Origin of the sequence: Fulvivirga sediminis (genome assembly GCF_016757215.1) — a bacterium.
GTDB lineage: Bacteria > Bacteroidota > Bacteroidia > Cytophagales > Cyclobacteriaceae > Fulvivirga > Fulvivirga sediminis.
The window spans coordinates 272,002-291,603 of record NZ_JAESIY010000007.1 but is presented as its reverse complement, the minus strand read 5'-3'; the positions used below and the strand labels follow the sequence as shown (position 1 = coordinate 291,603).

Sequence of the window (19,602 nt, the reverse complement as noted above, 5' to 3'; positions counted from 1 at the left end):
AAATAGAAGATCAAAAGGAGCTGTTTTTCATTGAGAAACAGCTCCTTTTTAGTTTAAAAATCTAGTGTCAATTGCTGACCAATAGGCTCTTCTTTTAATTCATGATTGAGGTTAGAAACTGATAACCCCAACAGTCTTATTTTAACATCACCTGTATCAAAGGTTCCTAAGAGCTCTTCATAGAGAGACGTGATTTGATCTTCATTTTCAATCCACTTGGTGATGGTTTTACTTCTTGTAATCTGTTGAAAATCATGGAATTTCACTTTTAAAGTTAGAGTTTTACCTTTAGTGTCAGACTTTTCCATTCTGCCAATAAGAATCTCTGTGATTTTCTTAAGTTGTTCCTTTAATTCAGGCACTGAGGTAAGGTCATCTTCAAAGGTATTTTCAGCCCCTAATGATTTTCTTATTCTGTTAGGAGTTACTTCTCTCTCATCAATTCCTCTGGCTATTCGGTAATAATAGCGGCCAGCCTTGCCAAACCTGCTAACCAAATCTGCTTCCGTGTATTTTTTAAGATCAGCGCCATTCTGAATACCCATTCTTTTCATTTTGTCAGCTGTTACCTTACCAATACCGAAAAAACGAGCGATAGGAAGAGTTTCCACAAATTTTTCAGCGTCATCAGGTGTAATAAGAAAAAAGCCATTGGGCTTATTAACGTCTGAAGCTGTTTTAGCTAAAAATTTATTGATGGAAATGCCCGCTGAAGCAGTGAGTTGGGTCTCTTCTAAAATGCGTTTTCTTATCTCTTGGGCAATAAGCGTAGCCGATGGCATATCCTTCTTATTGGTGGTTACATCCAAATAGGCTTCGTCTAATGAAAGAGGTTCAACTAAATCTGTATAATCATAAAAGATGTTTCTTATCTGCTGCGATACTTCCTTGTAGGCTTCGAATCTTGGTTTAATGAATATGATATTAGGACATTTGACTGCAGCGAGTTTAGAAGGCATGGCAGACCTTACACCAAATTTCCGTGCCTCATAGCTGGCTGCTGCTACCACACCACGGCGTGAGCTACCACCTACAGCTACGGCTTTGCCTTTAAGCTCTGGGTTATCTCGCTGTTCTACAGAGGCATAGAAAGCATCCATGTCTATATGAATGATTTTTCGCATGGGTTCGTGTCACTTGGTATTATTTACCGCTTAAATAATTGACGTGTGATTTTAATCAATTCCTATAGATATTACACTACCCGCTTAAATAAGGTTTAAGCAAAATCATTCAATCAACCAAAAAAGGAGGAATTTTGAAAAGAAGAGATTTTATGCAACTGGCCGGTTTAGGTACAGGAGCCATAATGCTACCTACTTCCATGTGGGGCAAGGAGATCCCTGTAGAAGCACTGATGGACCCCGGCCTGGATGTCGCCAGCAAGAAAAAATTAGCAGATGTAGCTTTAAATACTGCTAAATCATTGGGAGCGACCTATGCAGACACCAGAATAGGCAGATATCTTAATCAATATGTATTTACCAGAGAAGACAAAGTACAAAATGTGGTTAACACAGAGTCTTTTGGTATGGGCATAAGAGTGATAGCTCAAGGTACCTGGGGTTTTGCTTCTACTAACGATGTTTCTCCAGAAGGAATTAAAAAGGCTACTGAGCAGGCTGTGGCTATAGCCAAGGCTAATTCTAAAATTCAAAAGGAACCTGTAGTACTTGCACCTGTAGATAGTTATGGAGAAGTAAGTTGGAAAACTCCTATTAGAAAGGATTTTAAAGATGTTCCTGTTTCTGAAAAAGTAGATTTGCTACTTAAAGCCAATTCAGCAGCCATGGAAAATGGAGCTAGTTTTGTTAATTCCGCCCTTTTTATGGTCAATGAGCAAAAGTATTTTGCCTCTACGGAAGGGTCTTACATAGATCAGGATGTTCATCGTATATGGCCTACGTTTGGCGTTACAGCCATAGATCAAAGCAAAGGTAAGTTTAAGTCTCGCCAAGCTCTAAGTGCTCCTATGGGTATGGGGTATGAATACATGGATGGCTTAGCTTCTGAAAAAATAGCGGGTCCTGGTGATCTTCAATTTTATAGATATAGTTATGACATTGTAGAAGATGCCATTGCTGCAGCCAAACAGGCTAAAGAAATGCTTACCGCTAAGTCTGTAGATCCTGGGAAGTATACTATGGTATTAGATCCTAATCACTTGGGATTGACCATCCACGAATCTGTGGGGCACCCACTGGAGTTGGATAGAGTATTAGGCTATGAGGCCAATTATGCAGGAACAAGCTTCGCTACATTAGACAAATGGAAGTCTAAGGACTTTGAGTATGGCAGTAAGCTAGTAAACATAGTGGCTGATAAAACACAACCTCATTCACTAGGTGCAGTAGGTTATGATGATGAAGGAGTGAAAACCAAAAAATGGGATTTGATAAGAAATGGTGTTTTAGTCAATTATGAAGCCATAAGAGATCAGGTGCACATGCTTGATCAAAAAGAGTCTCATGGATGCTGCTATGCTCAGAGCTGGAATGATGTGCAGTTTCAGAGAATGCCCAATGTGTCTTTAGAAGCCGGTAAAGAAAAATGCTCTGTTAATGATATGATTAAAGATGTAGAGAAGGGGATTTATATTGCAGGAAGAGGATCTTATTCAATTGATCAGCAGAGATATAACTTCCAGTTTGGCGGTACGGTATTCTACGAGATCAGAGATGGTAAAATAGGAGAGATGCTTAATGATGTAGCCTACCAATCTAACACCCAGGAGTTTTGGAATTCGTGCACCAAAATTTGTGATAAAGATGACTATCGCATGTTCGGGTCATTTTTCGATGGCAAAGGACAGCCATCACAGGTCAGTGCTGTTTCTCATGGTTGTTCTACCACACGGTTTGATAATGTGAACGTCATCAATACCGGTAGGAATATTTAATCATTTTTCAATCAAGACTTTAAATACAATGGCAATATTTTCAAAAGAAGAGGCTAAGAAGATCATGGAAAAGGCTCTGAGCTTCTCCACGGCTGATAGCTGCGAAATAAATATGGGAGGTAGCGAAAGTGGCAACATTCGTTATGCCAGAAATACGGTTTCTACTTCCGGTCATCAATCTAATCAAACGTTAGTGGTGCAGGCTAGTTTTGGTAAAAAAACAGGTACTGCTACCATAGATGAATTTACTGATGCGGCTTTAGAGCGAGTAGTAAAAAGAGCTGAAGAATTAGCTAAGCTATCTCCTGAAAATCCAGAATTTATGGAGCCTCTTGGCCCACAGCAATACGCTGATAGTATTACTTATCAGGAATCTACGGCTAAAATTACACCTGAATATAGGGCTAATGTAGCTGAAAAAAGTATTACCCCTGCCATGAAAAAGGAGGTAACAGCTGCCGGTTTTTTAGATGATAGCGCGGGTTTCAGCGCCCTCATGAATTCTAAAGGCCTTTTTGCATATAATCAGTCTACTAACCTGGACTTTACCGTTACCATGAGAACTAATGATGGTACTGGTTCTGGCTGGGTCACCAGAGATTATAATGATGTTAATAAATTTGATGCAGCTGAAGCCTCTCAAATAGCCATAGAGAAGGCACTAATGTCTCGTGAGGCTAAAGCTATAGAGCCAGGTAAATATACCGTGATCTTAGAGCCTGCAGCCTCAGAAGACCTTTTAGCCAATCTTTTTTATTCCCTTAATGCTCGTACAGCTGACGAAGGACGCAGTTTCATGTCTAAAGAAGGCGGCGGCACCAAGCTAGGGCAGCAGATAGTTGATGAGAGGGTAAATATTTGGTCTGATCCTTTAAATCCATTGGTACCAAGCTCTACTTGGAATGGAGACGGATTGCCGGTGACGAAAACCAGTTGGATAGAAAATGGAGTGGCCAAAAATCTGGCTTATTCAAGGTATTGGGCTGAGAAACAGGGCGTAGAACCAGTTCCTTTTCCCGGTAATGCCATTATGGATGGAGGGAGCGCTTCCCTTGAAGACATGATTAAGGATACCAAGAAAGGGATATTAGTGACTCGATTTTGGTATATACGTACTGTAGATCCTCAAACTTTACTTTATACAGGACTTACCCGAGATGGTACATTTTATATTGAAAATGGACGTATTAAACACCCAATTAAAAATTTCAGATTCAATGAAAGCCCCATTATTATGCTTAATAACTTGGAGACTTTGGGGCAGCAGGTGAGAGTGAATGGTAGCTTAATTCCATATATGAAAATCCGAGACTTTACATTTACCAGCTTATCTGATGCTGTTTAATGAATTGATTTCAGGCAGCTGTCTTGATTTATAGAGGCAGTTGCTTTCTGATTTTTTTAGTACCACCAAAACAAGGCTTTAAGGATTACTATTTATGAATGATTACAATGCATTCTTTTTCACCAGATTACAATATGAATCCGGAGACTGGGATGTAGACCAAAGGATGCCTTCTAATGTGCTTAACTCTATGGTAGAATATACCACTGTTAAAGTTGATACTCGTGAGAATATAATTCCGCTGGGGAGTGATGATATATTCAAATGCCCTTTTTGTTATTTATCAGGTCACAAGCTTGTGCAGTTTACCAAACAGGAAAAGAGCAATTTTAAAAAATATGTTAATAACGGTGGGTTTGTATTCGTAGATGACTGCAACCATGATATTGATGGCCTTTTTGCGAAGTCCTTTGAAAGAGAAATGACAGATATATTTGGAGAGAAAGCTTTGAAGAAACTTCCCTCAAACCATGATATTTACCATTCCTTCTTTGATTTTGATGATGGGCCACCCACTACATCACAGGAGCTTAATGGATGGGGAGATGATTTGGTACATGATTATTTAAAAGCTATAGAAATTGAAGGAAGAATAGGCGTTTTGTATAGCAATAAAGATTATGGCTGCGAATGGGACTATGACTTCAGAAATAAGCGGTGGTACAAAATTGATAATACCCGGTTTAGTGTTAACATAATTATGTACGCATTAACCTCATAACATTTTATTTATGAACGATCAACTGTTACAGATAGAGCAGGAAGTTACCTCCTTAATGGATAAGCTTAAGAAACTGAAAGAAGAAATAGGCAAAGTGATTATTGGCCAGGAAGAAGCTATTGATCAACTCTTAATAGCCTTTTTGGCTGGAGGGCATGCGCTCTTGGAAGGTGTACCAGGCTTGGCGAAAACATTAATGATCAGAACACTGTCGCAGGCAATAGACCTGAAGTTTAAACGCATTCAATTCACTCCTGATCTTATGCCTTCTGATATTATAGGTACTGAGATTCTCGAAGAGGATCATACCACCGATAAAAAGTTCTTTCAATTTAATCAGGGGCCTATTTTTGCCAATATAGTATTGGCAGATGAAATCAATAGAACTCCGCCTAAAACTCAATCTGCACTGCTAGAAGCTATGCAGGAGTTTGAAGTGACTTACTCTGGAAAAGCTTATGCTTTAGATAAGCCATTTTTCATATTAGCAACGCAAAATCCAATAGAACAGTCGGGCACATTCCCTCTTCCTGAGGCGCAACAGGATCGTTTTCTGTTGTATATTAAAATTGGTTATCCATCTGAAAATGAAGAGAATGACATATTGAAATTCACGACAGGATCAACAAAGAAAAAGGTAGATAGTGTGATTAATGGAGATGATATAATTAGGCTACAGCAAATGGTGAGAGAGGTGCCTATCAGTGATACCCTTATTCAATATGTGTCCCGAATAGTTCGATCTACAAGGCCTGAAATATCGGTTTACGATTATATTAAAGAGAATGTGGAGTGGGGGGCAGGTCCTCGTGCCGGACAAGCAATGATTCTCACCGCTAAAGCCAGAGCACTACAGCAAGGAAGGTTGTCAGTCATTCCTGAAGATATAAAGCATGTTGCATTTCCCGTATTAAGGCATAGAGTTTTACCTAATTTTAAAGCTGAAGCTGAGGGGATTAACTCAGATGATTTTACTTATTTCCTCTTGGATAAAGTTGAAATTTCTAATTGATCTAATGAAAGGAAATCAAGACTATACTTCTCTTCTTAAACCTGAAGTAATAAGTAGTGTAAAGGGTTTATCTCTTATTGCCAAGCTATTAGTAGATAGTTATTTATCAGGGCTGAACTCAAGCAAAAGGAAGGGTAGCGGTATTGAATTTAGTCAATATAGAGGTTATGAGCCTGGTGATGATTTACGTATGTTAGATTGGAAAAGGTTAGCTAGGTCAGGTAAATACTTTATAAAGGAATCTGAAAGAGAAACTCACACCGTTATAAAATTTATTATAGATGCCTCAGCTTCCATGCTACACACCGAGCAAGAGCTGAGTAAATTAGTTTACGCACAGATTTTGGCTGCCTCTATTGCCTATTTAGCTCAAAACCAAGGCGATAATATAGGCCTTTTTGCTCTCAATGATACAAAGGTCTATAGCTTGCTTCCTTCAAATAAACCTCAGCAATTTAATAGGTTTATACAAAGCATGTTATCCATTGAAGCAGGAGGAAAGTGGCCCAAAGAAGTAAATACTAACATTATTCATAGCAGGAAGGAGCGTGAACTTATAGTGTTTTTGTCTGATTTATATGAGAAAGATAATGAAATAAGTGATTTAATCAGCCAGTTAAAAACTGTTAGAAATGAGGTAGTTGTGTTTCATTTATTAGGTGAAAAAGAACTCTTATTTGATTACTCAGGAACAATAGTGTTTGAAGACCTTGAATCAGGGAAGCAAGTTAAAGCGACTGCTTCAAATATAAAAGAAAAGTACCTCACAGCGCTTAATAATAAAATCACTCAATGCAAACATAAAATGTTGCATCAAGGTATTAGCTATGAGAGTTTTATTATGGGTAGACCTATGGAAACAGCATTGAGTAATTATTTGAAAAGGAGGGCTAGGCTTGTTTAATATTACATTTCTTCATCCTGCTTATCTATGGGGGGTATTTGGTGTGGCTGTGCCATTGGCTATTCACCTATGGAATAAACAGGAAGGGCGAGTTGTTAAGATCGGTAGTACTGAACTTATAAACGAGGCCGATAGTAAACAAATTAAAACTGTTTACTTTAACGAAGTTTTGTTGCTAATTATTAGAACTTTAATGATCTGTATGATAGTTCTACTAATGGCTGATCCGTTAATGCCTGTATTTCAGTCAGAGACTAGTAAAGTGACATATCTCTTTGAAGAGGAACTACTTGCTGACAAGTCAATTAAAAATATTGCAGACAGTTTAAATGAAAATCATGAAGTAAGACTTTTTAAGAAATGTTTTCCTCAGTATGATCAGCAAAGGAGTTATAAGAAAAATCATGTACCCGATTATTGGCAGTTAATTTCGAATTTTAATCATATAGAATCTGATAGTTTGGTCATTTTTACTAGTGCCAGATTGAAAGGCTTGAAAGGAAAAAGAGTGGGGGCTTCACCAAAAAAGTCGCATTGGATGCAAATTAATAAAGGGGAGTCTATAGCTAAAGTGGCTTATGCTTATGCTATCGATAGTTTAAATACTGCTTATATTGCTCATAGTGATACGTCATCTCTTAGTTTCAGGAAGATACAGTGGACCAATAATCCCCCTGATTATCTAGAGGTTAAAAACAATAATAAATTGAGGCTATCTTCAAAACATACCTGGACTAATATGAAGCAAATGGATCCAATTCATATAAAACTGGTATACGATAGAAAGTTTCATGATGATCTCATGTTTATTAAATCCTCTTTATCTGTGATAAAAAAGGAAATTCCTTTGAATTTATCAGTTGAAATTATAGAGTTGCCCTCTTATGAACTTGATAGTATTACCAATATTCTATTTTGGTTGAGCACAGATGACTATCCTGAAAATATGAACAGGAAGAGTATAATACTTCGCCCAGATGCTCTGGCTTCTCAATTAATTGATCAGGGAGACCGATCCAATGTTTATCATATTACAAAAAGGCTTAATATTCAATCTGTTATTAACTATCAATTGACAGAATCATTAATTCCTCTCATTGTCCCTTTTAATTTGGATAATGACGAATATGACTACAGGGTATTGTCTATTAATCATTGGGTGCCAGATAGGGTCATTTCTCCAGAAAAAGATAAACTAAATCCTTCTTCATCAAGGTCTATTACCCTTTGGATATCAATCATTTTAGTTATTCTATTTATTGTGGAAAGATCGTTGTCTTTAACTAGCAAACAATGATTGCTTCAAAAAACATATTAAGCAAATTTGCTAGAAAATGGCAATTTATACTATGGTTTGAGATCATACTGATTGGTTTATCTGTAGGATTAGGAACCTATTTATTCTTTTACAACTTAACCGAGGCCACAATTTCTATCCTTTTAGCACTTACTATTCTTTCACTGATTATCAGGCCTTGGGGAGTGTCCAAAAAAATAGCAGCTCGATATATTAATGATCATTATTTAAATGCTGAATATAGCTCCGATTTGTTATTGGAACGGACGGAGTCTTTAACTACAATCGGGCAATTACAGCAGAATAGAGTTTTTCTTAAGCTCACACAAGAGAGACTGCTGCCACCGCATCATTTATTTAAGGTATTAGGTTTATCCGTGGTTTTGATACTATCGTGTTGGGGTATTTCATCATTCTTAAAACATTATGAGGCAAATCAATCAATAGTTCAAAATGGTCGAAACGTCAATAACGAAATAGAGCTTCATCCTGTAGAAACCGAAACTAAGTCTAATGTTGACTCCTTGGAAATAGCTTCGGTTGAGCTTTTTATTAACTATCCCAGTTATACAAAAATGCCAACACAGACCCAAGTCGATATGAATGCTGAAATATTGGAGGGAAGCAGCCTAACCTGGAAGTTAGCTTTTAATAAGAAGGCTAGTGAAGTAGCGCTTGATTGGAATGGTAGAACTTATACAATGATCGAAAAAGATAAGTATTTTTATAGATCAATTACGCCTAAGTCCAGTGGCTTCTACCAATTCGTGTTTAAAGATGTAGATGAGAATGAACTTTTGTCTGACCTGTATAACCTTCATGTGATAAATGATCAGAAACCTATTATACAAATTCAGGGACTTAATCAATACACTTCTTTCGAATATAATAGCAATAAAAATGTCTTTTTTGAAGCAAGCATTCAAGATGATTTTGGGATTAACCAAGCTTACATAATAGCCACAGTAAGTCAAGGAGAGGGTGAATCCGTTAAGTTCAGAGAAGAGAGATGGAGCTTTGATAATCAATTGGTTAAAGGAGATAAGGAAGTTTCTCTCAATAAAACCATTCAATTTGATCACCTTGATATTAGCCCTGGTGACGAGCTGTACTTTTATGTAGAAGCTATAGACAATAAATTACCCGATCCTCAACGGGCCAGAAGTGAAACCTATTTTATCGAAATAAAAGATACTATTGCTTATGAGTACACCATGGATGCTTCTTTAGGGGCAGATGTAATGCCTGAGTACTTTAGAAGCCAAAGACAGATTATAATAGATTCTGAAAAGCTAATAAATAACGGGAATAATTTAACTAATAAGATTTTTAAAGATAAGATTAATAATATAGCATTTGATCAGAAGGCATTAAGGCTTAAGTACGGACAATTTCTTGGTGAGGAAGCTGAATCAGGTATAGATGTTTCGCCTGAAGAGCAAGTAGAGTCTATGATGCAAAATGATGGTAAGGATGATGCTTTAACGGCTTACATGCATGATCATGATGGAGGAGAAGGAGAGGGAGAAGTTGGAGAGTACGAACATGACAAATCACATGCTGAGCATGAACATTCTGAAAATAACCTAGAGACGTATACGCATAATCATGATAATCGTGAAGAGGCTACTTTTTATACTGTTTCAGTGAAGACTAAGTTAAAGCAGGCACTTAGTGAGATGTGGAATGCTGAATTGTACTTAAGGCTGGCTGAACCAAGCAAATCATTGCCATATCAATATAAAGCATTAAAGCTCATCAAAGAGGTTAAAAATGATGACCGTATTTATGTACATCGTATAGGGTTTGATCCACCCCCAATAAAAGAAAAAAGTAGACTAAGTGGTGATATTGATCACGTTAATAGCCATTCAGTTAATAATGATTTTAAGATAGCAGATCCATATGAGCATATAAAAAGAGCCATACCTCTTTTACATGATATCATTAATAAAGAGAAAACAGTCCTTGATAAAGCTGAATTGGAAACATTAAAATATTCAGCAGAAGAATTAGCGCAGCAAGCACTACTCCATCCTGGCAAATACCTTCATTCATTACAGAATCTAAAACGCATCACTCAGAAAGGCGCTATATTAAATAATCATAAAAGTGTGCTTCAAATGATTTTGAAAGATTTTACCACGGTGCTACCCGATTCGCAGCCTTCATTACAATCAAAAAATGAATCAGCTTCTGACTGGAATGTATTATTGATCAATGAAATGAGACAAGTGCAGCATGATTGATCATCTAAGAATCTTCCATATAGAGTGGCTTTGGCCTGTAGTTATCGTTTCTTCTATTTTGTTTATTGGACTTGTAATTAAAGAAGTGATTCGTAAGAACAAACGGCAAGTGCTGTTTCGCATTTTCTTTTCAGTCCTTATGATTGCCACTACTTCTTTTTTAATTCTCCAACTACAAGTGAGTAAACATCATTCGTATAATTACGTCGCCATTTTAACGCCCGACTTTAAAGAATCTCAACTGGATAGTCTAATAGCACTTTATCCTAAGTTAAAAAAGCTTGCAATATCCGCTGATTTTCCTCAAAACATAACGAATGACGCAGGCTTTATCCTCGGTAATGGCATAGCTATTCATGACTTAAATAAGATGAATCCATCGTCTTTTCAATTCCTGAGTGGTAATCCGTTGAATGGGGTGGTTAAATTAAATTATAATAAGTCACCAATAGAGGAAGAATCTATTGAACTCATAGGTAGATTTCATGATCAAACGAATTATTCAAAAAAGATATATTTAGAGCTAGATGGAATCGTATTGGATTCAGCTTTATTGAAAGGAAAAAATCAAGCATTCAGACTTAACAGTAAAGCTCATTCTTCTGGAGATTTTATTTATTCAGTGGTTTGTAAAGATAGTATTGGAAATGTCATTACTGCTGATCCACTTCCTGTAACTATTCTAAAGAAAAAATTGAAGCATATACTTTTCATTAATCAATTTCCCACTTTTGAGATAAAGTATTTAAAGAATTATTTATCAGAGGAAGGTCATCAAGTATTGGTCAGAAATGAGCTGTCTGCAAATAAATTCAAATTTGAATTTTATAATACCCAGGCAAAGAGTCTCCGTTATGTTAATACAGATTTGTTAAGTATTATTGACTTAGTCATTGTTGATTCCGAGTCATTGAACAAACTTTCAAATAGTGAGCTTCTTGCGTTAAAAAATGCCATGTCCAAACAAGGTTTAGGGCTGTTTATCTTTCCTGATGAAAATTATCTTAAAAGAAAGCCCTCTAGAATTTGGGATGCTTTCTCTTTTATAGCTTGGCCTGAGAATCAGGCATTGAAGCAATATACTAGTATTGAAATAGCTCCTTATAAGATTAATCACGGTTTGTTAACTACGCCTCTGGTTAAATCAGAGAAAGGTAATACTATTGCTGCCGCAAATAATGTGGGTAAAGGTAAAATAGGCACTTCATTAATAAGAAACTCTTATTATTTATGGCTTTCTGGGCAGAAGAAAGAATATAAGAAGCTTTGGAATGAAGTAATTTCTGCGGTTATGTCTGAATCATATGATCAATCGGTTGAGTTAATAAATTCCGAACCTGTTTTCAGTAGCAATATTCCCTATAAATTAGTGATAGATAGTAATAAAGACTCTTCCAATCTTACCAATCAGCTTCATGATTTTCCACTAGTTAAAGAACTTTATTCGAGAAAATGGACCACAATGATATGGCCTGAAAACCATGCTTGGAATAATATTGCCATTGCTGATACAGTTCGTACCAGTTATTTCGTGAATGATAATAGTTGGGATGTGATGAAAGCATTTAAAAAGAGACAGGCTAATTCAGTTTATTTTGCTAAACAACAAGCTATTGAAAATAATATAGTAAAGGAAAATATTAAATGGGAAGATGCTAATTATTGGCTACTATTTTGTCTATTTATCTTATCTGCAGGATATTTGTGGCTTGAACCAAAGCTATAATGAGTAAATCTAAAAAGATATTTCTGATCGTTGCACTTGTGTTTTTCGCAGTTATGGCATATATCGGTTATGACATTTCGTCGCGTACAACATTTCCTGGCTCAAAACCTCAATTGAAAGAAAGATTAATGAATCAGGAAGAGGAGACTGACAGTTCTAATAGTCATATAGACTCAATAAAACCATACCGTTAAAGCAGGGGAAAGTTGTAGAGAAGTGATTAATAAAAAGGCCTTTGAAAACGAAGTTTCAAAGGCCTTTTTATAATTTATTATTCTGGGTTAGAACTTAAATACGCTAGGACATTCCACATTACCGTGAATCTTTCTTATTCGGAATCTGTAATTGAGCGAAAACTCATGACTACCTGATGAATATTGTTTCATGTCTGAAGAAGTCCAATCATATGAATAGCCAAAATTTAAAGATTCAGTGATTTTTAATTGTATATAGGTAACGATAGCGTCTACATTTCGATAGGATGCTCCTACACTAAATACATCATAAAATATGAAGCCGGCATTTAAATCCATACTTAAAGGTTGTCCTTCTTGTCCTCTTAATAATACAGTAGGGTTGAAAACAACGGTTTTCATTCTACTGAGCGGTAAAGTCATTCCACCATGGAAGTAGTAGTACCTGGCTTCTTTGACACCATTTGCTAAAGCTTCAGCATCAGTAATATCTACACTGTTAGTTAAGATAAAAGGAACAGACAAGCCAGCGAAAAATAAGTCATTGCTATAATATACACCTGCTCCAAAGTTAGGCTTAAACTTATTATCGAAAGCTGCAAATGAAGGGTCATTAGGATCTTTCAAATTCAAGCTGCTGAAGTCAGCAGAGGTTAAGTTAAAACCAGCCTGAAGTCCCATGGAAAAAGTACCCATTGCAGACCTAATTATAAAAGCATAACTACCAAAAACACTATTGTTATTATAACTTCCTATTTGGTCATTGGCTACCAGGAGTCCTACACCAATTTTATTCTTAAGTAGAGATGTATGTCCACTGAAAGAAAAAGTCTTCGGAGCTCCATCAAAGTTAACCCACTGGTTTCTATACATGGCCGTAGCACTTACCTGTACATGACTACCCGCTACTGCCGGATTGATAACTAGCGGGTTGAAAATATACTGTGAGTAAACCGGATATTGCTGGGCTTCTGTTTTTATGACAGACATAAAAACAAGAGCCACAATAAGGGTCAGACTATTTTTGTTAAGCTTAAAAAATAACTTCATGCTATTATCAGTTTACAATTTCTAAGTATCCTGCTAGTGGCTTAGTGCCATTTCGTTTATCAATGATGTAGAAGTAGGTTCCATCTGGCAGATCGGTTCCCATGACACTAATTCCTTTATTAGATACTCCATTAAAGAAATTATTCTCGTTATCATAACCTTCTGTCTCGTAAACAAGAGTACCAGCACGGTTAAATATCTTCACTATACTTTCCTCAAAATTCTCAATACAATCAATGTAGAACCTGTCATTTCCGTAGCCTGAACGTCTTGCTATACCTCTGTGAGGGGTAGGATTTCCAAGTATTTCAACATCTTCACTCACATAACACTGAGTACTAGAGTAGACGTGAACAGTATAGATACCTCCACCGATGTCTGCCAAAATAAATCCTCTGTTAAGCACAGCAGTAGAATCAGCAGGATCACCTCCTTCTTTTGTCCAAATTACTCTCGCAATATCTACTGTACTAGTAGGAACTAGTGTAATAGCTCCATTTGGTGTGCTACAATCAGGATTTACAATGGAGAATGTAAATTCAGGATATGTTTCTTCATGAAGAATTTGAGCGGTAGCTATTCCTGTACAGTGAGATTCATTGTTTTTAGCTACTACTGTGTAAAAGCCTTCAGGTAAATTTCTTAATCTTTCACTTGTTCCAATAGGAGGGCCAGTAGGCTCTTTTCCTTCATACCAGGTAAATGAATATCCTACGGTGCTACTATCTACAGATGCAGAAAGCATGCCTCTTGGTACTTCATAACATCCAATATCATGTGCTTCTATTTTTATAGTTGGTATAAATGCTGCTGGTAGATTAATGCCAACTTGTACGTCATCGGTTCCACTACATTGCGTAATGTTATCTGTAGCTAAAACAGTATAAGGTATACTAGCTTTTAATTTTGAAACCTCTGGTCCGGTAAATGCAGTAGGGGCTGTTTCCGTATCTATTTCCGTGCCTTCAAACCATTGGAAAGTGTACCCTACAACAGTTCCAGCCACTGAAACCCTTGCAGCACCATCTGCGTAATTTTCATCACAAACTGTAATAGGAGCAAAAGCTTCAGCTACAGGTACTGGCATAACCAAATTCTCTTGAACGGTAAGAGTTAGTGGGTTTGATATACAGTTAACAGGATCGGTATTACTAGTGGCTACTACGGTGTATTGTCCAGCAGGAATATTATCCCATTCTTTTCCGAGACTATTGCCTAAACTAACGTTAGTCCATTCATAGGTATAATCATTACTTGCCCCACTTGTGATGGCTGCAAATACAGAACCGTTACTGTTAGTGGCGCAATTAGTGACATCAATTGCTGAGCCTTCTATGGTTACCTCTTTAATTTCTATACCCATGCGGTAAGTTTCTGTAGCGGTACAGTAGCTATCATTATTGGTTACTCTAACTGTATAAAGGCTGTTAGCATCTAAGTTTGTAGCTGTTTCTCCGTTAGCTCCAGTAACATTTGATGGGTTGAGTGGAGCTGCTGAAGTGGTTGTTCCATTGAACCATTCGTAGGTATATCCGCTGGTACTAGTACCAGAAGCTAGAACCTCTAATTGACCTATTTGAGGAGTTGGGAATAAACATTGAGAAGGATTGGAGAAATCCACTAAAGTGATACTTGGGTTGTTAATGGTTTCATCCTCAATCGTAAATTCAATCCTTGCTGCACTACAATTATTTATGTTATTAACTACTGTAACAGAATAGGTCCCGGCCTGAGCGAGTCGATCAATAAAGTTTTGTCCTGCTGGAACTGGTATCTGTACGGAATTAGGGTCAAACCATTGATAAGAATAGTCAGCCAAATTCGCGTCAGCATTATCTTCTAAAATTCTGGTGACTTCAACGTAGCTGCCATTATTGCTTGGATCGCAACTAATAATATTTGTAATAGATAAGTCTCCTCTTGGCACCGAAATAGTGGGAGGGTTATCATATATTCTATATGTACGACTAGTCAAACACCTTCTATATTGACTGATATCTTCCACCTCTACTGTATAGTAGCCAGCAGGTAGGTTTATCAAATGATCGCTACTGCTTACATAAGCAGGGTCAATAGGTGTAGAATTGTTTTCCCCCTTGTACCAAACTACATCAAATTCGGATAAAGGTCTGGATCCGCCATCTATTTCAATGATAATTTCACCATTACCATCTGTGCTAGCACCACTACAGAAAGTATTCTCGTTCAAGGTGGTAGCTCTAATAGATGGATACTCCACGATAAGTTCTATTTCAGCTCGTACTATAGGATCTTCACAAGCCGCAATAGCAGGGTCAAAAGGACGAGCGGTAACACTATAATTACCACTTGGTAAGTTGTTGAAGGTATAGTTCGTCGTACCTGCTACACCATTTTCTGTTCTATATACTGTTCCAATAACATCGTCACCCTCATATAAAAATATGGCATAGGAACTCTCATCATAACCCAAAATACTGGTAGGCTTTAAGGTTACTGTTATGCTTCCATTATCATCACTGCAATAAGATGCTGTACTAACAATATCTAGGTCCAATTGGTGTCCATCGTTTTTGGGCATATAGAATACAGCGGTTTCTTCACAATGCGTAACCAGGTTTCTAGCTAAAACTGTATAGTTTCCTGAAGTTAAGCTAGTAGCCGTAAATTCGTTAGTTCCTTGTAGGAAAGGGGTAACGGTTGCAGGGTCTACATTTCCCTCATACCAAGAGATATCATAGTCTGCCGAGCTAGGAGATACATTAATGGCTAAGACACCGCTATCTTCACTACAGTCATTAGGGAAACTAGATGCGGTGGCATCTACCTCTATTCTAATTACTGGCGCTTCGATTGTAACAGTTTCTATATTGGAGGCAGCACAAAAAGACACATTATTTACTGCCTGTACGGTGTAAGTACGCGCTTCTAGATTAGATAAAACGTTAGACGTTTCTGTGAAATCCGGAGTAGCTTTTACTGATGGACCTTCATAGTAATAGAAAGTATAATTAGAAACATCTCCAGAAGTACCATTTTCATCTACACCAACTGTGATACTACCATTGAAGGGCGCACATTGGGTTACGTCAGTTTTATTATCTATGGAAATTTGAGGTATAGTTATATCATTATCAATAATAACTTCTGCCGTATCAAAACACCCGTTGGCATCTATCACTTTTACTGTGTAAATGCCTTTGGCAAAGTTGTTTACAGTTGCTGTATTTGCTACAGCAGTACCAATAGTATTTTGTCCTTCATACCACTCATACGTGTATGGAGCCGTTCCGCTTGTAGCAGAGGCTTCAGCTGAGCCTAAGGGTTGAAGGTCATCACATGAAAAGTTATCTGAGATTTTAACTACTTGAGCTACTGGAGGAACTGTTTGGTTAATAGTAACCGTGACGGTATCCGTAGAGCAACCAGTGTTTTTATCAAAAGCGATTACAGTATAATCTCCTTGTGGTAAATTGCTTAAATTAGCCCCTGTAGCATTGGGTGTGGGTAGGGGAGTAGAGGCATAATACCACTCAAAATCATAGTCAGTAGTATTACCGGCTACATTTGCAGAGACTGTACCAGAATTGGCATTCGAGCAACTAATATCAGTGGCAGTTGCAGTCACGAGACTTCGAACCCTATTGTCAGTCACGTTCATACTTTCTATTGTAGAGCATCCCGTTAATTTTTCGGTTACAATCACTGTATAACTTAGCCCTCCAGTCAAACTGTTAATAGTATGACTGGTGCCTATTACTTCACCTGAAGTGAGGTCACCTACATACCATTCATAGGTATATTTTCCTTGGGGCTGCTTAACCCCATTTTCATCAAAAACATTCACTGTTAACCTACCATTTGGTGATGCGCAGTTATTGTCACCACGATTTTCCTCTATTTGAGCTAAGATGGGTCTAGTTTCTGAACCTACAGTAACTACTCCTTGTATTTCTGAATCACACTGTGCCGTTTTATGTACTGCATATACTGAGTATGTACCTGATGGGATTCCTGTATACACAGCTCCTTCATAATCAGGTGTTCCGTTGATATCATTGCCTGGGTTGAACCAATAAAAATCATACTCCGAAGTAACCTCAGTGCTTCCTTCAAGTCTGAAAGCTCTGGCTGTTCCGTTAGGGGAAGCGGTTGGCGAACATCTAATATCAGGTGTAGTAGCCACTGATATTTCAAAGGGTATTGGGTTAACCTCTGCTGAAACTATATTATCATAATTACATTCTAAAAAGTCGGTATTACCTTTAAAAGGATCTGGTAAGGGAACAGTGGTTCCATTGTCATTCAAAACAACAAATAATGTAAAGGCGGATCCCGGTCCGGTAACGGTCAAGTCATTCACTTCATATATATCTCCTACACGGAAATTATTGAAGGTAAAGTATTCAGTTGAAAGCCTAACGGTTTCGTTGGTTTGCGGATTATTTTGATAAAATGTAATTGGTAGTTCTCCTGTAAGATCATTGTCTCCAGTATTAGTTACCCTAAATGATATTTTGAAATCCATTTCAGGACAACTAGGAGGCTCCACGGTCAGAGAACCATCTACTATTTCCAAATCAGGACGGGCGTAGGTCGGGCAGCCGTAGGAATTGAGGTAAGGAGACTGGTTCAAAAAACCATTTAAAGGTCTTCTATCTCCATCAGAGCAAGTGCCATTTGACCAAATAAGGTGGTGCTTTTGTTGTCTAATAGGGATCGTTAAATCGTTATTGACATTTACATTGAAATAGGCATGCTGATTCCATAATCTTCGTGCAGGCACCCATGGCTCAGTATCTGATTTATATACTCTAACCTGACCATATATCCAGTTGCTATTATCATTAAACTGTCCTCTAGTCATATTATCGTTTGTAGCACAAGCCACACAGATTTCAGTAGATCCATCAGCATCTACATCTGCTACAATCGGGTAATCAACGTTGGTTCTGGAGATACATTTCTTTGCGGTATTTACGGTTCCATCACCATTAATAATATAGAGATATTCTTCATCTCTATAAACAATTTCCATTTTCCCATCGCCGTTAAAATCAAATAGTGTACAACCCGTATATCCAGATGTTTCTTCTTTAATTGATTTCTTCCAGTGTAGTGTGAAGTCCTCTTTTAGTGCATACAAATAACCACCTGTAACATAGGAAACATTGAGTTTTCCATCTCCATCAAGGTCTCCAATATTAAGTCGACCAGTGCCATTTCTCCAGTTATAGCTAGGATCTTGGTAGGTTCTTACGGTGTTGTTATGAACATCCCAAAAATACACAGTGGTATAGTCTCCATGTCGCCAGCCTCCATACTCCATTCTGCCAGTGGTAATTACATCTAAATAGCCATCTTGATTATAATCGGCTATACTCGTAGCAGCTTCAGTTATTTTAGGTCTGTAGAAAGCTGGCATTTGTCTTTCTAATGTAAGTGTACCAGCAACAAGATCTACAGAATAAATTTTATCTCCTATCACTAATTCTAAATCCTCATCACCCAATATATCAACCGCAACCGGACCACCATTTAGGTCCCGCCAGGTATTGGGTGTTCCTGCTACCAGTACCTCACCCGTAGACGCATTTCTTATTTCATTTTTGTAGTATAACTCAACTTGACCATCGCCATTAAAATCAGCTAAACTGGTGTGAACAGGATCATTACTGAATCTTTCGGTTCTCCATAACTCTTGAAGTTGGCAATTATAGGCTGTGATATAATAACCGGTTTCTACAGAAAATATTTCGCCGCATGATTCAGGATATGAGTTATTGGGATTAGGAACATTACCAATGTTTACGTACCACATAAGATCCCTAGGAGTTCTAGTAACATTTTTTACTGCTCCTGTTTGGCCATCTAGAATTGTTATTCTTCTTCCGGTCCTACTTTTTGTAACTATTTCAGGGATTCCATCACCATCTAAGTCACCTATGGCAATCCTTCCTAAATGATCAGCTGTCTGATCAGCAGATTGAAAATCCAAAGCCATAGCGAAGTCTGGAAAGCTATTAGGCTCAACCTCACATGTGGCATCATTTCCGAAATAAAATCCGTTACAATCGTCGTTATCAGAGCAATCTGGATCATAGCAATCAATGAAGCCATCACCATCATCGTCTATCCCGTTATTACACACTTCCTGTGCAAAGCCACCAGTAGCAGCCAGTAGAAGTGACAATAAAATGACCAATTTTTTCATAAGCAATGCGTT

Annotated in this window: 11 protein-coding genes; 8 read left to right on the top strand and 3 right to left on the bottom strand. The window is 37.5% G+C overall.

Annotation, left to right across the window (positions count from 1 at the left end; genetic code table 11):
* Window positions 1-53: 53 nt before the first annotated feature.
* Window positions 54-1,124 (bottom strand): DNA polymerase IV, encoded by a 1,071-nt coding sequence (gene dinB / locus JL102_RS14340; RefSeq protein ID WP_202245102.1) that lies wholly within the window; start codon window positions 1,122-1,124, stop codon window positions 54-56.
* A gap of 134 nt (window positions 1,125-1,258) precedes the next feature.
* Here dinB and JL102_RS14335 point away from each other — a divergent pair, with 134 nt between their 5' ends.
* The 8 genes from JL102_RS14335 (at window position 1,259) to JL102_RS14300 (ending at window position 12,153) form a co-directional block, all read left to right on the top strand.
* Complete coding sequence (locus JL102_RS14335; protein WP_202245101.1) at window positions 1,259-2,899, top strand: TldD/PmbA family protein; 1,641 nt, start codon at window positions 1,259-1,261, stop codon at window positions 2,897-2,899.
* 28 nt (window positions 2,900-2,927) lie between these two features.
* Window positions 2,928-4,244 (top strand): TldD/PmbA family protein, encoded by a 1,317-nt coding sequence (locus tag JL102_RS14330; RefSeq protein WP_202245100.1) that lies wholly within the window; start codon window positions 2,928-2,930, stop codon window positions 4,242-4,244.
* Window positions 4,245-4,338: 94 nt separating this feature from the next.
* Window positions 4,339-4,965, top strand: coding sequence for a DUF4159 domain-containing protein (locus JL102_RS14325; RefSeq protein WP_202245099.1), 627 nt, complete (start codon window positions 4,339-4,341; stop codon window positions 4,963-4,965).
* A 10-nt stretch (window positions 4,966-4,975) separates the two neighbouring features.
* A complete protein-coding gene (locus tag JL102_RS14320) occupies window positions 4,976-5,977 on the top strand; it encodes an AAA family ATPase (protein ID WP_202245098.1) in 1,002 nt (333 codons plus the stop codon).
* Window positions 5,978-5,981: 4 nt separating this feature from the next.
* Complete coding sequence (locus tag JL102_RS14315; protein WP_202245097.1) at window positions 5,982-6,881, top strand: DUF58 domain-containing protein; 900 nt, start codon at window positions 5,982-5,984, stop codon at window positions 6,879-6,881.
* On the top strand, window positions 6,874-8,178 hold the full coding sequence (locus tag JL102_RS14310; protein ID WP_202245096.1) for a BatA domain-containing protein: 1,305 nt from the start codon (window positions 6,874-6,876) through the stop codon (window positions 8,176-8,178). The genes JL102_RS14315 and JL102_RS14310 overlap by 8 nt, the downstream gene beginning before the upstream one ends.
* Entirely contained in the window at window positions 8,175-10,427 is a 2,253-nt protein-coding gene (locus JL102_RS14305) for a hypothetical protein (RefSeq protein ID WP_202245095.1), read from the top strand. Before JL102_RS14310 ends, JL102_RS14305 begins: the two co-directional genes overlap by 4 nt.
* A complete protein-coding gene (locus tag JL102_RS14300; protein WP_202245094.1) occupies window positions 10,420-12,153 on the top strand; it encodes a hypothetical protein in 1,734 nt (577 codons plus the stop codon). The genes JL102_RS14305 and JL102_RS14300 overlap by 8 nt, the downstream gene beginning before the upstream one ends.
* A 281-nt stretch (window positions 12,154-12,434) precedes the next feature.
* On the opposite strand, the gene JL102_RS14295 is transcribed toward JL102_RS14300, so the two are convergent.
* Together JL102_RS14295 and JL102_RS14290 are read right to left on the bottom strand one after the other, a co-directional pair.
* On the bottom strand, window positions 12,435-13,397 hold the full coding sequence (locus tag JL102_RS14295; RefSeq protein WP_202245093.1) for a PorP/SprF family type IX secretion system membrane protein: 963 nt from the start codon (window positions 13,395-13,397) through the stop codon (window positions 12,435-12,437).
* A gap of 7 nt (window positions 13,398-13,404) precedes the next feature.
* Window positions 13,405-19,590: a T9SS type B sorting domain-containing protein gene (locus JL102_RS14290; protein WP_202245092.1), complete on the bottom strand. Its 6,186-nt coding sequence runs from the start codon at window positions 19,588-19,590 to the stop codon at window positions 13,405-13,407.
* Window positions 19,591-19,602 lie beyond the last annotated feature (12 nt).

Bases quoted from the DNA above. Each gene is read 5' to 3' on its own strand.
- dinB (WP_202245102.1), bottom strand. From the start codon at position 1,124: ATGCGAAAAATCATTCATATAGACATGGATGCTTTCTATGCCTCTGTA.
- JL102_RS14330 (WP_202245100.1), top strand. From the start codon at position 2,928: ATGGCAATATTTTCAAAAGAAGAGGCTAAGAAGATCATGGAAAAGGCT.
- JL102_RS14325 (WP_202245099.1), top strand. From the start codon at position 4,339: ATGAATGATTACAATGCATTCTTTTTCACCAGATTACAATATGAATCC.
- JL102_RS14320 (WP_202245098.1), top strand. From the start codon at position 4,976: ATGAACGATCAACTGTTACAGATAGAGCAGGAAGTTACCTCCTTAATG.
- JL102_RS14315 (WP_202245097.1), top strand. From the start codon at position 5,982: ATGAAAGGAAATCAAGACTATACTTCTCTTCTTAAACCTGAAGTAATA.
- JL102_RS14305 (WP_202245095.1), top strand. From the start codon at position 8,175: ATGATTGCTTCAAAAAACATATTAAGCAAATTTGCTAGAAAATGGCAA.
- JL102_RS14300 (WP_202245094.1), top strand. From the start codon at position 10,420: ATGATTGATCATCTAAGAATCTTCCATATAGAGTGGCTTTGGCCTGTA.
- JL102_RS14295 (WP_202245093.1), bottom strand. From the start codon at position 13,397: ATGAAGTTATTTTTTAAGCTTAACAAAAATAGTCTGACCCTTATTGTG.
- JL102_RS14290 (WP_202245092.1), bottom strand. From the start codon at position 19,590: ATGAAAAAATTGGTCATTTTATTGTCACTTCTACTGGCTGCTACTGGT.